Origin of the sequence: Neptunomonas sp. (assembly GCF_041601355.1) — a bacterium.
Taxonomy (GTDB): Bacteria; Pseudomonadota; Gammaproteobacteria; order Pseudomonadales; family Balneatricaceae; genus Neptunomonas.
Map to the genome: position 1 here is coordinate 1 of NZ_JBFIIH010000104.1, position 15,401 is coordinate 15,401.

The following is a 15,401-nucleotide window of genomic DNA, read 5'->3' on the forward strand; positions in this document are numbered from 1 at the left end:
ATCATCCTGATTGGTTGAGCCAATCACCATGACAACATCAGCCAGGCCTGCCGCATTCAACTCTACCAATACCTGCTCGGTATTTTCACGTTTAACCTGGATTACTGCACCCAGCTCTTCATTAAACAGCGCCGCCAGCCACTCCGACTGATCCTGTGCAATCATATCCAGATTAACATCAATCCCGACATGCCCGGCAAATGACATTTCAGTAATGGTCGCCAGCAAGCCACCATCCGAACGGTCATGATAAGCCAATAGCAAACCTAAATTATTCAGTTCCTGAATAGCCGCAAAGAAGGTTGCTAACTGCTGCGCATCATCAACATCAGGTACCGATGTACCGACCTGGTTATAAACCTGAGCTAATGCGGATAAACCTAAGCGGTTTTTACCATTCCCTAAGTCCAGCAAAATAAGATCTGTTTCACCCTGATCAGCACGAAGCTGAGGCGTTAACGACTTACGCACATCCGTTACCGGTGCGAAACCGGAGATAATCAATGATAATGGTGCTGTCACACTTTTATCTTCAGCGCCGTCTTTCCAGACAGTGCGCATGGACATAGAGTCCTTACCCACCGGAATAGTAATACCCAACTCCGGACACAACTCCATACCAACCGCTTTAACGGTATCGTAAAGCTTTTCATCCTCACCCGGATGACCTGCTGCACACATCCAGTTAGCTGACAATTTCACATCAGAAATATCAGCAATCGGGGCTGCTGCAATATTGGTCAGCACTTCACCAATCGCCATTCGTCCTGACGCAGCGGCATCGATCAGCGCTAACGGAGTACGTTCGCCCATCGCCATTGCTTCACCCGCATAGGTATCGTAAGCCGAAGTAGTGACAGCACAATCTGCAACGGGCACCTGCCACGGACCGACCATCTGATCACGTGCGACCTGCCCGGTAATAGAGCGGTCACCGATCGTAATCAGGAATGATTTTGAAGCGACGGCCGGGAATTTCAACACCCGCTCAATAGCCTCTTCCAGCTTAATCTCAGCCGTATCAAATTCGGGTAATGCATACTCGATACGTTCAACCGAACGATGCATTTTGGGTGGCTTGCCAAACAATACACTCATCGGCAGATCAACAGGCTTATTCTGAAAGTGCGTATCACCTAAGGTTAGATGGTGCTCTTCTGTCGCATCACCTACCACAGCATAAGGACAACGCTCACGCGCGCACAAGGCTTCAAAACGCGGCATATCTTCCGGTTTAACTGCCAGCACATAACGCTCTTGCGCTTCATTACACCAGATCTCCAGCGGAGACATGCCCGGCTCATCATTATTCACATTGCGCAGTTCAAAATGACCACCGCAGCCACCATCTTTTACCAGCTCGGGGAAGGCGTTAGATAAACCACCGGCACCTACATCATGAATAAAGGCGATCGGATTATTATCACCCTGCTGCCAGCAGCGATCGATAACTTCCTGACAACGACGTTCTAATTCAGGATTGTCGCGCTGAACTGACGCAAAATCTAAATTTTCAGAAGAGGTACCGGATGACATAGATGAAGCTGCACCGCCGCCCAAACCAATCAACATCGCAGGGCCACCCAGACAGATGAGCTTAGCGCCCACGCTGATCTGACCTTTATCAACATGCCCGGCACGAATATTACCCATACCACCAGCGATCATGATGGGCTTATGATAACCGCGTACCTCTTCACCAGCGGCACCATTCACTTTTTGCTCAAATGTGCGGAAGTAGCCGGCCAGGTTCGGTCGACCAAACTCATTATTAAATGCCGCGCCACCGATAGGCCCTTCAAGCATAATATCCAACGCGGAAACAATACGGCCAGGCTTGCCATACTGAGACTCCCACGGCTGACCGAAGCCCGGAATATTCAGATCGGATACGGTAAAACCAGACAGTCCGGCTTTTGGCTTGCCACCTTTACCGGTAGCCCCTTCATCACGAATCTCACCGCCTGAGCCGGTTGCCGCGCCAGGGTGCGGCGCAATAGCCGTTGGGTGATTGTGTGTTTCAACTTTAATCAGGATATGAATATCTTCCTGATTAGCAGAATATTCGGCCGTTACAGGATCAGGGAAGAAGCGCCCTGCCTTACTTCCTGCGATAACCGCCGCATTATCCGAATAAGCCGACAGCACATTTTCGCCGCCCAGCTCATTGGTGTTGCGTATCATTGAAAATAGCGATTTGTCCTGCGCTTCACCATCGATATCCCAGGATGCATTAAATATTTTATGCCGGCAGTGTTCAGAGTTTGCCTGCGCAAACATCATCAACTCGACGTCTGACGGGTCACGCTGCAACGCGGTAAAGCTCTCCAGCAGATAATCAATTTCATCTTCAGCTAACGCCAGCCCCAGGTCCTGATTCGCTTTTTCTAAAGCGGCACGCCCCTCTTTATGCAGACTAATCGTGTTAAGCGGCTTAGGTCCGGCATGCACAAACAACGAATCTGCAGCCTCTAAGCTCAGTAAAACCCGCTCAACCATTCGGTCATGCAGCAGCGCAGAAACCGCTGACTTTTGTTCTTCAGACAACTCAACAGAGGAACTTACAAAATATGCAATCCCTCTTTCTAAACGTTTCGTTTTGCTTAAACCACAATTTCTGGCAATATCAGTTGCCTTGCTTGACCAAGGTGAAATAGTACCGGCACGAGGAACAACCAGCTGTAATAATCCTGCTGGTTCTTTAACCTCGGCTTTAGGGCCATAATGAAGGATACGAGACAGCACTTGCTGTTCATCGTCAGTCAATCCTTCAGAGGTATCGGCAAAGTGATAGAATTCACCATAAACAGCTGTGATAGCAGAGACTTCACTCTGCAAAGCAGCTAAAAGTTTATCGTGACGGAAGGCAGAAAGAGCAGGTGCTCCACGCATTACTAGCATGTTGATCTCGAGCCTCTTAAATGAGCCAAAACAGACAGGAAAAGTAAGCGGGCATTTTACCTGAATCTAGCGCTCAAGTACCAGAAAAGGTCCTTATGTTATTTAACTTACGCAGAAAAAGAGATGTTTTACACTTACTGACGATCCTTGTGATCATCAGTTTGCCTGCGTTGGTCAGTTACAATTCCATTTCTCAGCTTGAAGTCATTAAAATGAATGGCAGCCTCAGAGTCGCTACACGTAACACACCGAGCGCCTATTATATTGACAAAAGCGGCCCGGCTGGCTTTGAGTACGAGCTAGCCAAAGCCTTTGCCGATGATCTGGACGTCGAGATAGATCTGATCGTACCCGACACGATAGAAGGCCTGTTCCAGACCATTAACAAACGCGACGCACACATCGTTGCCGCAGGCATTAATGTTTCAGAAACCCGTCAAAATAATTTTCAATTTTCCAGGCCTTATGCCGAAAGCATCTCCACTGTTATTTACCGCCTCACACAAGGCGTACCTGCTCCGACGAATGTCACCGACCTGATCGACAAAAAGACACTCGTTTTAGCCAACTCGATTCAGGCCGATCAACTTAAAGAGCTTAAAAACCAGCATGCTGATTTGAGCTGGGAAGAGACCAGCGAACTTACCAACACCGATATCCTCGACAAAGTTTTTAATAAAGAAGTCGATTACGCCATCGTTGACTCCACCGTCTATGAATCGCAAAGCTCCTTCTACCCGGGGCTCAATAGCGCTTTTACGATCGGCAACCAGCAGCCTATCGCTTGGATCATCACACCACACCGGGACGGCTCTATCCAGCGCGCTGTTAACAAGTTCCTTGGCAAAGCTAAAACAAAAGCACTCATCGCCTCTTTAAAAGAAAAATACTTCGGCAAGCAAAACCCATTAAATTATTTTGATACTGTTACCTTCAAACAAGATATGGAAACCTATCTTCCGGCATTAGAGCAGTATTTTTATATGGCCGAACAAGAAACTGATATCGACTGGATGCTACTGGCGGCCGTTGCCTATCAGGAATCTCACTGGAAAGCGGATGCCGTATCCCCCACGGGAGTAAAAGGGATCATGATGCTGACAAACGCCGCCGCTAAAGAAGTAAACGTTATGGATCGTACCGATCCCATACAAAGCGTTTTAGGTGGCGCACAATACTTACTTAACGTTAAGGGTAAAATACCTGATCGCATACCAGAACCTGATCATACCTGGTTTGCACTGGCAGGTTACAATGTTGGTTTCGGCCACCTGGAAGATGCCAGAATCCTGACCCAACGCGCCAATAAAGATCCTGACAAATGGGATGATGTCAGGGAGTTTTTACCACTGCTGTCCAAGAAGAAATACTTTTCAACCGTCAAATATGGTTATGCCCGCGGACAGGAACCCGTCCAGTATGTCGCTAACATCAAAAAATATATTGAATTATTAGAATGGGAAAAGCAGATTCAACAGATAAGACAGGCACGAGACGCCTCTATTCGTGCGATAGAAGAAGAGAAAGAAAAAGCCACACCTTCTACTATTACTGAAATAAAAAACATACCCGCAACACTATAACCCTTCGTTTTTATCACGCCGTTTTTGCTCACGCCGCTGTTTAAAGAACTGACGTAGTTTTGCGCTACAAGTATCCGCCAAAATACCCGCGGTCGACTCTACCTGATGATTCAGCCACGGCTGCTGCAAAAAAGACTGACGACTAACAATCACGCCTGCTTTTGGCTCATAAGCACCAAAAATCACTCGCCTGACCCGTGCATGCACCATCGCCCCTGCGCACATCGAACAGGGTTCGAGGGTCACATACAGATCAGCATTCACCACCCGGTAATTACCCACATTCGCGGCGGCATCACGTAGCGCCATGATTTCAGCATGCGCTGTCGGATCATTTTTACTGATCGGCTGGTTCCAGCCACGCCCGATAATCGCTCCCTCCAACACCACCACAGCGCCCACCGGCACCTCACCCAGTTCCGCGGCACGATCTGCCAGCAGCAGTGCCTCCGACATCCAGTCCTGATCTGTTTTATGTTGATTCAATTCTTCTGACTCACATTTATCCATTTGAATAAAAAAACTCTCATTAAGAAGCGTTAGGAGTATCGATCATTTCTCCATGAGCAATATATTGCCGCGATGATTATTCAGCTATGTGATCGCTGTAGAGAAAACATGCCTTTTCAGGAACGCCGCGCAGCTGAGCAATATCGGCCAATCGCCCTGAGCACCGCTCTTAATGAACCTGGCCCGCACCACCGAAGCGTCTTCATTTTGCGATCCAATTATACATGCACGTCGAGCATGAAGCTTTGATTAAGCAATGCAAAGAAGCGCTAACGCCGCACAACTGATTCAATAAACAGAACATCAAATTCTAGTTAAATCAGTTTACCCATTAGCATGGCGAGGCCTATGCTTTTCTTGCGTATGCTATCAACAAAGCTCTGGAGGGTAATTCCAATGCTAAAACAATCAATACCTGTATTTGCCGCTTTTGCGGTAACCATCACAGCACTGACGCCAACAAATTCATTTGCAACGGAGGCAGTCGATGGATCAGTTGGTATGGCCAAGTCTACTCAATTCTGGTGGCCGGAAAAACTGAACCTTCAACCACTCCGGGCGCACGACCCAAGGTCCAACCCTTATGGAGAAGATTTTAATTATGCCGAAGCCTTCAACAAGGTTGACCTCAAGGCTTTGAAGAATGACATTGAAACAACGCTAAAAACATCACAGGATTGGTGGCCGGCAGACTGGGGGCACTATGGTGGTTTGATGATCAGAATGGCCTGGCACGCTGCAGGTACATACCGTACGGCTGATGGCCGCGGCGGTTCCGATGGTGGCCAGCAACGCTTTGAGCCACTCAACAGCTGGCCGGATAATGCCAGCCTGGATAAGGCACGCCGATTACTCTGGCCGGTCAAACAAAAATACGGCCGTAGTGTCTCCTGGGGAGATCTGATGATTCTGGCAGGTAATGTCTCTCTGGAGTCCATGGGTTTTGAAACCTTCGGCTTTGCCGGGGGACGCACAGACGACTGGGAACCTGATCTGGTTTACTGGGGACCTGAAACCGTCATGCTTGCCAACGATAAACGTTACAACAAAGAAGGCAAACTACAGGACCCCTTAGCCGCTGTACAGATGGGTTTAATTTATGTCAATCCGGAAGGACCAAACGGCAATCACGACCCACTCTCGGCCGCTATGGACATCCGCGAATCTTTTGGCCGTATGGCGATGAACGACGAAGAAATCGTTGCCCTTATCGCTGGCGGACACACCCTGGGTAAAGCCCATGGTGCGGTCAAAGGGGAATGCCTGGGTGCGGAGCCTGCAGCTGCACCTATCGAAGAGCAAGGTTTTGGCTGGAAGAACAACTGCGGTAGCGGTAAAGGCGCCGATGCGATGACCAGTGGACTGGAAGGCGCCTGGACGTCGACTCCAACTGCATGGTCTGTACTTTATCTGGATAATCTGATGAGATTTGAATGGACCCAAACCAAGAGTCCCGCCGGTGCAACCCAGTGGATCCCAACGGATGAGGCAGCGGCAGGCCTGGTACCGGATGCCCACATCGAGGGCAAACGGAATGCGCCGATCATGTTCACGACAGATATGGCGCTAAAGAAAGATCCCGGGTTTCGTAAGATTACAGAGCATTTCCTAAACAATCCTAAAGAGTTTGATCTCGCTTTTGCCAAGGCCTGGTTCAAACTAACCCATCGTGACATGGGGCCACGTACGCGCTATCTGGGTAGCGAGATTCCTGCGCAAGAACTGGTTTGGCAAGACCCGCTTCCGGCTGTTGATCACAAATTAATTAGTAATGGTGATACTGAAAAACTCAAAAGCAAGATTCTACAATCCGATTTAACTATTCCGGAATTAGTCAGAACTGCCTGGGCATCAGCCTCTACCTTCCGTGGTTCCGATATGCGCGGTGGTGCCAATGGTGCACGTATTGCGCTTGCACCGCAGAAGGATTGGCAAGCAAACAATCCTGAGGAACTGGCAAAAGTGTTGAAAACCCTGATAACGGTTAAGGATGACTTTAACAAATCACTTTCAGGTGGAAAGAAAGTCTCGTTGGCTGATGTGATTATTATCGCTGGTAATGCCGCTGTTGAAGATGCGGCCAAAAAAGCGGGTCATAACGTTGAGATTCCTTTCACGCCGGGTCGCACTGACGCAACACAACAACAGACTGATGTGGAATCTTTTGCATGGTTAGAACCCAAGGCCGACGCTTTTCGCAACTACTACAATGAAGGCAGCTACGCTTCGCCTGCAGATATGCTTGTAGAAAAGGCTGATCTGTTAACCCTGACAGTGCCTGAAATGACAGTGCTGATTGGAGGTATGCGCACCCTCAATGCGAATAGCGATCAATCCCAACAAGGTGTACTTACCGACAAACCGGGAACGCTGAGCAATGATTTCTTTGTCAATTTGCTCGACATGTCGACTCAATGGTCAAAGTCTGCCGATAGCGAGAGAGTGTATGAAGGTAGTGACAGAGCCACGAACAAGGTGAAATGGACTGCCACCCCTGTGGATCTGGTTTTTGGGTCAAACTCCGAATTACGCGCAGTGGCAGAAGTCTATGCATCTCAAGATGGCAACGAGATGTTCATAAACGACTTTGTCAAAGCATGGAGCAAAGTAATGACTCTGGATCGTTTTGACTTGATGTAGCCTGCTTGCAGAATCTGGCTGTGCAAGCTATTTGAGAGTGCTTACTATCCATCTACGGCGGCGCTTCACAGCGCCGCCGTTTTATATGGTTTTTCCTGTTACTCCCACTCAATTGTCGCTGGCGGCTTACTTGACACATCGTAAGTCACACGCGATACATGAGCGATTTCATTGATAATACGACCCGAGACCGTTTCCAGCAACTCATACGGAAGGTGCGCCCAGCGTGCTGTCATGAAGTCGATTGTTTCAACCGCACGAATCGCAATCACATATTCATAACGACGCCCATCGCCGACGACACCGACAGATTTCACCGGTAAAAAGACCGCAAATGCCTGGCTGGTTTTGTGATACCAGTCAGCTTTATGCAGCTCTTCGATAAAGATAGCATCTGCTTCACGCAGGATATCTGCATATTCTTTTTTCACTTCACCAAGAATACGCACACCTAAACCAGGGCCAGGGAAAGGGTGACGATAAACCATATCGTACGGCAAGCCTAATTCAAGACCGATTTTGCGAACCTCATCCTTGAACAGCTCACGTAAAGGCTCAACTAAATCCATTTTCATATCATCCGGCAAACCGCCGACATTATGGTGGGATTTAATAACATGCGCCTTACCGGTTTTAGCACCCGCTGATTCAATCACATCAGGATAAATAGTCCCTTGTGCCAGGAAGTTAACATCCTTAAGTTTGGTCGCCTGTTCATCAAACACTTCAATAAAGGCATTACCAATAATTTTGCGCTTCTTCTCAGGGTCATTCTCACCCTTCAAACGACCAAGGAACAGATCCGCGCTATCCGCACGAATCACTCTGACACCCATGTTCTTGGCGAACATGTCCATCACCTGATCGCCTTCATGTTTACGCAACAGACCATTATCGACAAACACGCAGGTTAGCTGATCGCCAATCGCCTTATGCAACAGCGCTGCAACCACCGAGGAATCAACACCACCGGAAAGCCCCAACAGCACCTTCTGATCACCTACCTGAGCGCGTACCTTTTCAATCTGGTCGGCGATAATATTTTCCGCCGTCCACAGGGATTCTGTTTCACAGATCACGTGTACGAAGCGCTCCAGAATACGCCCGCCCTGCTTAGTATGCGTCACTTCAGGATGAAACTGCAGGCCATAGAAATGCTTAGCCGGATGACACATAGCCGCTATTGGCGCTGAATCCGTAGAAGCGATGACACTGAAACCTGCCGGTAACTCAGTCACTTTATCGCCGTGGCTCATCCACACATCCAACAGCAAGGAACCATTGTTCGCGATATGATCTTCTATCCCTTCCAACAGACGACTCGGACTGTCAGACAGGCGCACTTTTGCATAACCGAACTCACGCTGATCAGAGGATTCAACTTTCCCTCCCATCTGCTCGGCCATCGTCTGCATACCGTAGCAGATACCCAGTACAGGCACGCCCAGCTCGAAAACTAACGCGGGAGCACGTGGAGAATCATCTTCGGTAACCGACTCAGGACCACCCGCTAAGATAATGCCATTTGGGTTAAATTCGCGAATCTCTGCTTCTTCCATATCCCAGGCACGGATTTCACAATAAACCCCTATTTCACGTACGCGACGTGCAATTAGCTGGGTGTATTGAGATCCGAAATCGAGAATCAGTATGCGTTGCGCGTGAATATCTGTCGTCATGCTCAGTGGCTCCACCGAATGGCTGATTAACAGCCCTTAAAACAAAAAATGGGGCAACCATAGCAGCGCCCCACTTTATAAAAAAATAGAATTTTAACCAACGCGATAATTAGGAGCTTCTTTAGTGATACTCACATCATGCACGTGGCTTTCATTCATACCTGCATTAGTGATACGTACAAACTGAGGTTTGGTACGCATCTCTTCAATATTCTTACTACCGGTATAACCCATAGAAGCACGAACACCACCCATCAACTGATGAACCACACCCACCATCGGCCCTTTACAGGCAACACGTCCTTCAATACCTTCTGGCACCAGCTTTTCAGCACCCTCTGAGGCATCCTGAAAATAACGATCTGATGAACCCGTGCTTTGTGCCATGGCACCGATAGAACCCATGCCACGGTATGACTTATAAGCACGCCCCTGGAACAGCTCTACCTCGCCGGGTGCTTCATCGGTACCCGCCAGCATAGAACCCACCATGACCGCCGATGCGCCTGCCGCAATCGCTTTAGCGATATCACCGGAGAAACGGATACCGCCATCAGCAATCAATGGAATCCCACGGTCTTTTAATGCTTCAGCCACATTAGCAACTGCGGTGATTTGCGGAACACCAATGCCAGAAACAATGCGCGTAGTACAGATAGACCCCGGACCAATACCTACCTTAACCCCATCAGCACCAGCATCTGCCAACGCGATGGCCGCTGCTGCTGTTGCTATATTACCGCCAATAACCTGTACCTGCGGGAAGTTCTGCTTCACCCATGCAACCCGATCAATCACCCCTTTAGAGTGACCATGTGCAGTATCGACAACGATGACATCTACGCCGGCTTCAGCCAATGCCGTGACACGATCCGGTGTTTCCGCACCAGTACCCACCGCAGCCCCGACAATTAATCGACCTTTACCGTCTTTAGCAGCATTAGGAAAAGCTTCCGCTTTATACATATCTTTAACAGTCATCATGCCTTTTAGCTTAAAGGCATCGTCAACCACCAGAATTTTTTCGATGCGATGCTTGCGCAGCAAGTTACGAACTTTATCTTTATCGGCACCTTCTTCTACCGTTACCAGACGATCTTTGGTCGTCATGATAGAGTCGACGGTTGCGTCCAGATAGTTTTCAAAGCGCATGTCACGACTGGTGACTATTCCTACCAACTCGCCATTATCAATAACGGGAAAACCCGAGAAGCCCAACTGAGCGGCCATACGGCGTAGTTCGCCCACGGTCATATCTGATGAACAGGTAATAGGGTCACTGACAACACCCGCTTCGTATTTTTTAACTTTACGAACTTCAGCGGCCTGCTCTGCAATGGTAAGATTCTTATGGATGATTCCAATACCGCCTTCCTGCGCCATAGCGATGGCAAGACGAGACTCGGTAACGGTATCCATCGCTGCAGACACCAATGGTATATTCAGAGAGATCCCCTTGGTGATCTGAGTGGCCAGAGAAACGTCCTTCGGCAGAACTTCTGAGTAACCTGGCATCAGTAAAACATCATCAAAAGTCAGTGCTTCTTCAACGATTCGCAACATTGTCTGAACAACCTGTTTCTTAGGGAAAATTTAAACAAGCAATTATACAGATTTAGCGCTATCCGGACAATCATATTTATATTTCAACGCATGAAATGCGTTTGCATAATGACTAATCTGCAAAGCATCGATTAATATAACGTTATGCACTCATTTTCAGATCGCCATCATCACGCATTTACCGTTTCAGAGCTTAACCGTCAGGTTAAATCGCTGCTGGAATCCTCTTTTATGCAAGTCAGGGTACAGGGAGAGATCTCAAATTTTGCACGCCCGTCTTCCGGGCACTGGTATTTCACCCTCAAGGACGGTAAAGCGCAGGTCAGATGCGCACTTTTTCGCAATAAAAACCTTCGTGTGCGCTTTTCACCGAAAGATGGTGATCAGGTTATTCTCACCGCAAAAGTAAGCCTCTATGAAGGACGAGGAGAGTTCCAGCTTATCGGCGAGATGCTGGAAGCCGACGGTGAGGGCCAGTTACAACAAGCATTTGAAGCGCTCAAAGCCGCACTTGCCAAAGAAGGTTTGTTTGCGGCAGCACACAAGAAACCGATCCCTGCTCACCCTAAGCATCTGGGTGTTATTACATCACCCAGCGGTGCCGCCATTCACGATATTCTTTCTGTTCTGAAACGCCGCTTTCCCAGCTTACCGGTGACGCTATACCCTTCTGCTGTTCAAGGCACCGAGGCCGCCGCGCAGTTAATCGCGGCGCTGAAGCTAGCTCAGCAACACCAACAAGCAGATCTGATCATTATTGGTCGCGGCGGCGGTTCACTGGAAGACTTGTGGCCTTTTAACGATGAGAATCTGGCGCGTACTTTGTTTTCTTATCCCATTCCGGTTATCAGCGCGGTCGGCCATGAGGTCGACTTCTCAATTGCCGATTTAGTCGCGGATCTGAGAGCACCGACCCCTTCTGCCGCGGCTGAATTGATCAGCCCGGACCAAGACGCACTGCGTATACTACTGGACCGACAAGCCAACCGACTCAGCCGACAGTTAGCCTATATTCTCACGCAAAAGCGCAACAGTGTTCAGCACCTACGCCAGCGTCTCCGCCACCCGGGCGAGCGGATCAGAGAGCAAAAATCACGACTGAATAATGCACAGCAGCGCCTACAAGCCGCCATCAACAAAAAATTGACCGATGCCAGGCATCATCATTCTTTATGGACGCAGAAACTCTCCCAACAGCAGCCTGGTCGCAAGATTGAACAAATGCGATTGCAGCTTGTCAGGAATGAAGAGCGTCTGATACAACAACTACACAAGCAGCGCGATCAAAAGCACTTTACGCTGCGCCAGCTTATTACGCGCCTGAACGCTATCAGCCCGTTAGCAACACTGGAGCGCGGTTACGCGATTATTCAGGATAGTGACGCTAAGGTAGTGACGAACACGCAACAGATTAAAACAGGGGATATGTTGATTAACCGACTGCACCAAGGCTCATTCACCAGCCGCGTCGATAAGATCTATCCGGATACATTTCTACATACACACTCAGGCACGAATTTAAGTACGGATTTACAAACGGATTCCAATACGGATCCCGACACTTAACAGCATCATTTTAGGAATAAACATGATTAGATCTTTTCTGCTCCTCATCAGCATACTGGCCTCTGTGAATGCTTACTCGCTGACATTACCCAAACCCTCCGCCACACCGGGCGGTATCGTAATAATGCCGCTACAAGGCATTGATGCCGAACGTTTACCTAACGCCTGGTACAGAAGTAATCGCGTCATGGTAGTACCCAGTATTGATACTCCTTATGCCAATCAGGCCAAATGGCTGGCCGTGATCGGTATTCCTCTGTCTGCCAAGCACACCGAGAAGCAGCTTCTGGTCGCCAATGGCATCTCTTTTCCGTTCCATATCAAGGAAAAAGAATACGAAGCACAATACCTGACCATAAAAAACAAAAAACACGTTAATCCAGATCCGGAGCAAGTGGCACGCTGGAGACGGGAAAAAGCAGAAATGACAGCCGCCTTCAAACAATGGACAACCCCGGCTACGCCTGTCACAGAGTTTACTCTTCCGGCACAGGGGCCTTTTAGCAGCCCTTTCGGGTTAAAAAGATTCTTTAACAAGCAGCCACGCAATCCGCATAGCGGGCTGGATATCGCAGCTCCGATGGGCGATCCGATTCAAGCACCTGCCCCGGGCAGCGTTGCCGCTGTGGGTGAGTATTTCTTCAATGGCAACACCGTTATCCTCGACCACGGCAATGGCCTGACTAGCATGTACTGCCACATGAGCAAGATCGACGTAAAACTCGGTGACACGGTTAACCCCGGTGATCTGATCGGCAAGATTGGCAAAACGGGACGCGTTACAGGCCCGCACCTCCATTGGAGCGTAAGCCTGAACAATACCCGTGTTGATCCTCTTTTATTTGTGGCCGAGAAAAGCCAATAATAATATGTTAATCTTCACCTTCATTTTTATGGGTAGAAAAACGAATGTCTGAACTGAAATTTGATACATTAGAACAACATGCAAGCTACGGCGTCGGCCGCCAGATGGGCGACCAACTGGCTCAGAACGGCTTTGAAGGAATCGATCTGGATGTAGTTGCGGCGGGTTTGAAAGACTCTTATACAGGCAAGGAGCTAGCGGTTCCTGTTGAAGCAATCCAAACAGCTTTTAACGAAATCAACAAACGCATTCAAGCCGCTCGTGAAATAGCTGCAAAAGAAGCCGGCGCTGCTGGTGAAGCTCTGTTAGCTGAAAATGCGAAACGTGAAGGCGTTTTCGTGCTTGAATCAGGCCTCCAATACGAAATCACTGAAGCAGGTAATGCTGACAGTGCTAAACCAACAGCAGAATCGACTGTTCGTGTGCACTATCACGGCACCTTCCCTGACGGTAAGGTTTTTGATAGCTCGTATGATCGCGGTCAGCCTGCAGAGTTCCCGGTCGGTGGCGTTATTGCCGGTTGGACAGAAGCTCTGCAGCTAATGAATACTGGTGCAAAATGGCGTTTAACCGTGCCTTACCACCTGGCCTATGGCGAACAGGGTTCTCCAGGCGGTATCCCACCGTTCGCAACCCTGGTGTTTGATGTAGAACTGCTGGATATTCTCTAAGCAGTCATGCAAACCGGGCAGTAATACTGCCCGGTTTACTGTTTTTTCCTATTTTTCTTAGCTTTGTGCTTGTTACCTCTTTTTCTCACCTTTTTATCAGCTATTTTTTCAATTCTTTTTTTCAGCGAGGCTTTCTAATGAAACTTCATTACCAAATCCACGGTAGCGGTACACCACTGGTTATTCTACATGGCCTGTTTGGTACGCTGGAAAACTGGGGCAGCCAGATAAAGGCACTGTCTGAGCACTTTCAGGTGGTTGCCGTTGATTTAAGAAACCATGGCCGCAGCCCACATGCAGAGCGAACGGACTATGAGGTAATGGCAGAAGATGTCATCTCGCTTCTTGACGATTTAGGATTAGATTGCGTTAATCTGATGGGCCACTCAATGGGCGGCAAGGTCGCCATGCAACTGGCACTCAATCATCCGGAGCGACTGAAGAAGCTGATCGTCGTTGATATCTCTCCGGTGATCTATCCGCATCATCATCAGGATGTATTAAAGGGATTATTTTCTATCGATCTTGAGCAGATCAAATCCCGCACGCAGGCTGACCAACAGCTCAGCACATACATCGAAGAGCCTGGTGTCAGAGCTTTTTTGTTGAAGAACCTCTACAAAGATGACAATAAGCAATTTCAGTGGCGTATGAACCTTGCGACCCTTAGCCAGGAATATAACCACATTAGCGCCGCACCCAGCGGTTCACCCTTTAGCGGTAAAACGCTATTTATCAAAGGCGCTAATTCGGATTACATTCAGGCTGAGCATCGTAATGCTATTCTGGCGCTCTTTCCTCAGGCCACTTATAAATTGATTCAGGATGCAGGCCATTGGCCACATGCTGAAAAACCGGCCATTTTCACTCAGCTGGTTATTAAATTTTTAGCGGACTAATTCAGGATATTTTTTCGCTTTAGCGGAAATAATTGAAGTGAACGGATTCTTCACGCATTTTTGTCGATAATGGAACCTTCGGGAAAGAGTTTTTCAAATACCCCGGTTTCTACCAAACGAAGATTAATATCGTGCAGCGTTTTGTTAATATCATTAAGACGGTTATTAAAATCTTGCAGCGATGCAGCAGTAGCCTGCGACGACGATGCTATTTCTGCACTCATGTCTGCAACTGATTTTTTATCTTTGGATTCCTGGTCTGTCTGATCTTGTTTCGATAGTTTTTCAACGCTTGCTTCTGTTGCCTGTCCGTTTGCGGGCGCTTCAACAGCCGCAGCAGTAGATGCCTCAAGATCACCCTCAGTATCACCTTCAAGGGTTTGTTCAAGTTTAGCAATTTCGGCACTGGCATCAATGGCCATCGCTCGTGCCTGAGCGGCGACCCGTTTATCCTGAACCGAAGGCTCAGGAACAGAAAGCGCGGCACGAATGATCACCTGAGCTTTTTCCAACGTCGCTCTGGG

General features: G+C 48.5%; 10 protein-coding genes and 1 pseudogene. 6 read left to right on the plus strand and 5 right to left on the minus strand.

Features of this window, described 5'->3' with window-relative positions:
- The coding region (purL, locus tag ABY436_RS14985; RefSeq protein WP_372739748.1) for a phosphoribosylformylglycinamidine synthase at positions 1 to 2,901 on the minus strand (2,901 nt) is incomplete at its 3' end.
- Between the two features lie 95 nt (positions 2,902 to 2,996).
- Here purL and mltF point away from each other — a divergent pair.
- On the plus strand, positions 2,997 to 4,484 hold the full coding sequence (gene mltF / locus ABY436_RS14990; RefSeq protein ID WP_372739749.1) for a membrane-bound lytic murein transglycosylase MltF: 1,488 nt from the start codon (positions 2,997 to 2,999) through the stop codon (positions 4,482 to 4,484).
- On the opposite strand, the gene tadA is transcribed toward mltF, so the two are convergent.
- Entirely contained in the window at positions 4,479 to 4,994 is a 516-nt protein-coding gene (gene tadA / locus ABY436_RS14995) for a tRNA adenosine(34) deaminase TadA (protein WP_372739750.1), read from the minus strand. The two genes, mltF and tadA, sit on opposite strands and share 6 nt — an antisense overlap.
- Positions 4,995 to 5,495: 501 nt before the next feature.
- On the opposite strand from tadA, the gene katG reads away from it, so the two are divergent.
- Complete coding sequence (katG, locus tag ABY436_RS15000) at positions 5,496 to 7,634, plus strand: catalase/peroxidase HPI (protein WP_372739757.1); 2,139 nt, start codon at positions 5,496 to 5,498, stop codon at positions 7,632 to 7,634.
- A 98-nt stretch (positions 7,635 to 7,732) separates the two neighbouring features.
- On the opposite strand, the gene guaA is transcribed toward katG, so the two are convergent.
- Positions 7,733 to 9,313 (minus strand): glutamine-hydrolyzing GMP synthase, encoded by a 1,581-nt coding sequence (gene guaA, locus ABY436_RS15005; RefSeq protein WP_372739751.1) that lies wholly within the window; start codon positions 9,311 to 9,313, stop codon positions 7,733 to 7,735.
- A 93-nt stretch (positions 9,314 to 9,406) separates the two neighbouring features.
- The gene (gene guaB / locus ABY436_RS15010) at positions 9,407 to 10,876 is read right to left on the minus strand and encodes an IMP dehydrogenase (RefSeq protein ID WP_372739752.1); all 1,470 of its coding nucleotides are present in this window, start codon (positions 10,874 to 10,876) and stop codon (positions 9,407 to 9,409) included.
- 144 nt (positions 10,877 to 11,020) lie between these two features.
- Here guaB and xseA point away from each other — a divergent pair, with 144 nt between their 5' ends.
- From xseA to ABY436_RS15030, 4 genes are all read left to right on the plus strand, one after another.
- Complete coding sequence (gene xseA / locus ABY436_RS15015) at positions 11,021 to 12,442, plus strand: exodeoxyribonuclease VII large subunit (RefSeq protein WP_372739753.1); 1,422 nt, start codon at positions 11,021 to 11,023, stop codon at positions 12,440 to 12,442.
- A 22-nt stretch (positions 12,443 to 12,464) separates the two neighbouring features.
- Positions 12,465 to 13,307 carry a peptidoglycan DD-metalloendopeptidase family protein gene (locus ABY436_RS15020; protein WP_372739754.1) on the plus strand — a complete coding sequence of 281 codons (843 nt, stop codon included), beginning with the start codon at positions 12,465 to 12,467 and terminating at the stop codon, positions 13,305 to 13,307.
- Between the two features lie 44 nt (positions 13,308 to 13,351).
- Entirely contained in the window at positions 13,352 to 13,978 is a 627-nt protein-coding gene (locus tag ABY436_RS15025; RefSeq protein WP_372739755.1) for an FKBP-type peptidyl-prolyl cis-trans isomerase, read from the plus strand.
- A gap of 137 nt (positions 13,979 to 14,115) precedes the next feature.
- On the plus strand, positions 14,116 to 14,877 hold the full coding sequence (locus ABY436_RS15030; RefSeq protein WP_372739756.1) for an alpha/beta fold hydrolase: 762 nt from the start codon (positions 14,116 to 14,118) through the stop codon (positions 14,875 to 14,877).
- Between the two features lie 50 nt (positions 14,878 to 14,927).
- Here ABY436_RS15030 and ABY436_RS15035 read toward each other — a convergent pair.
- Positions 14,928 to 15,401: pseudogene (locus ABY436_RS15035) on the minus strand (hypothetical protein); the annotation flags it as partial.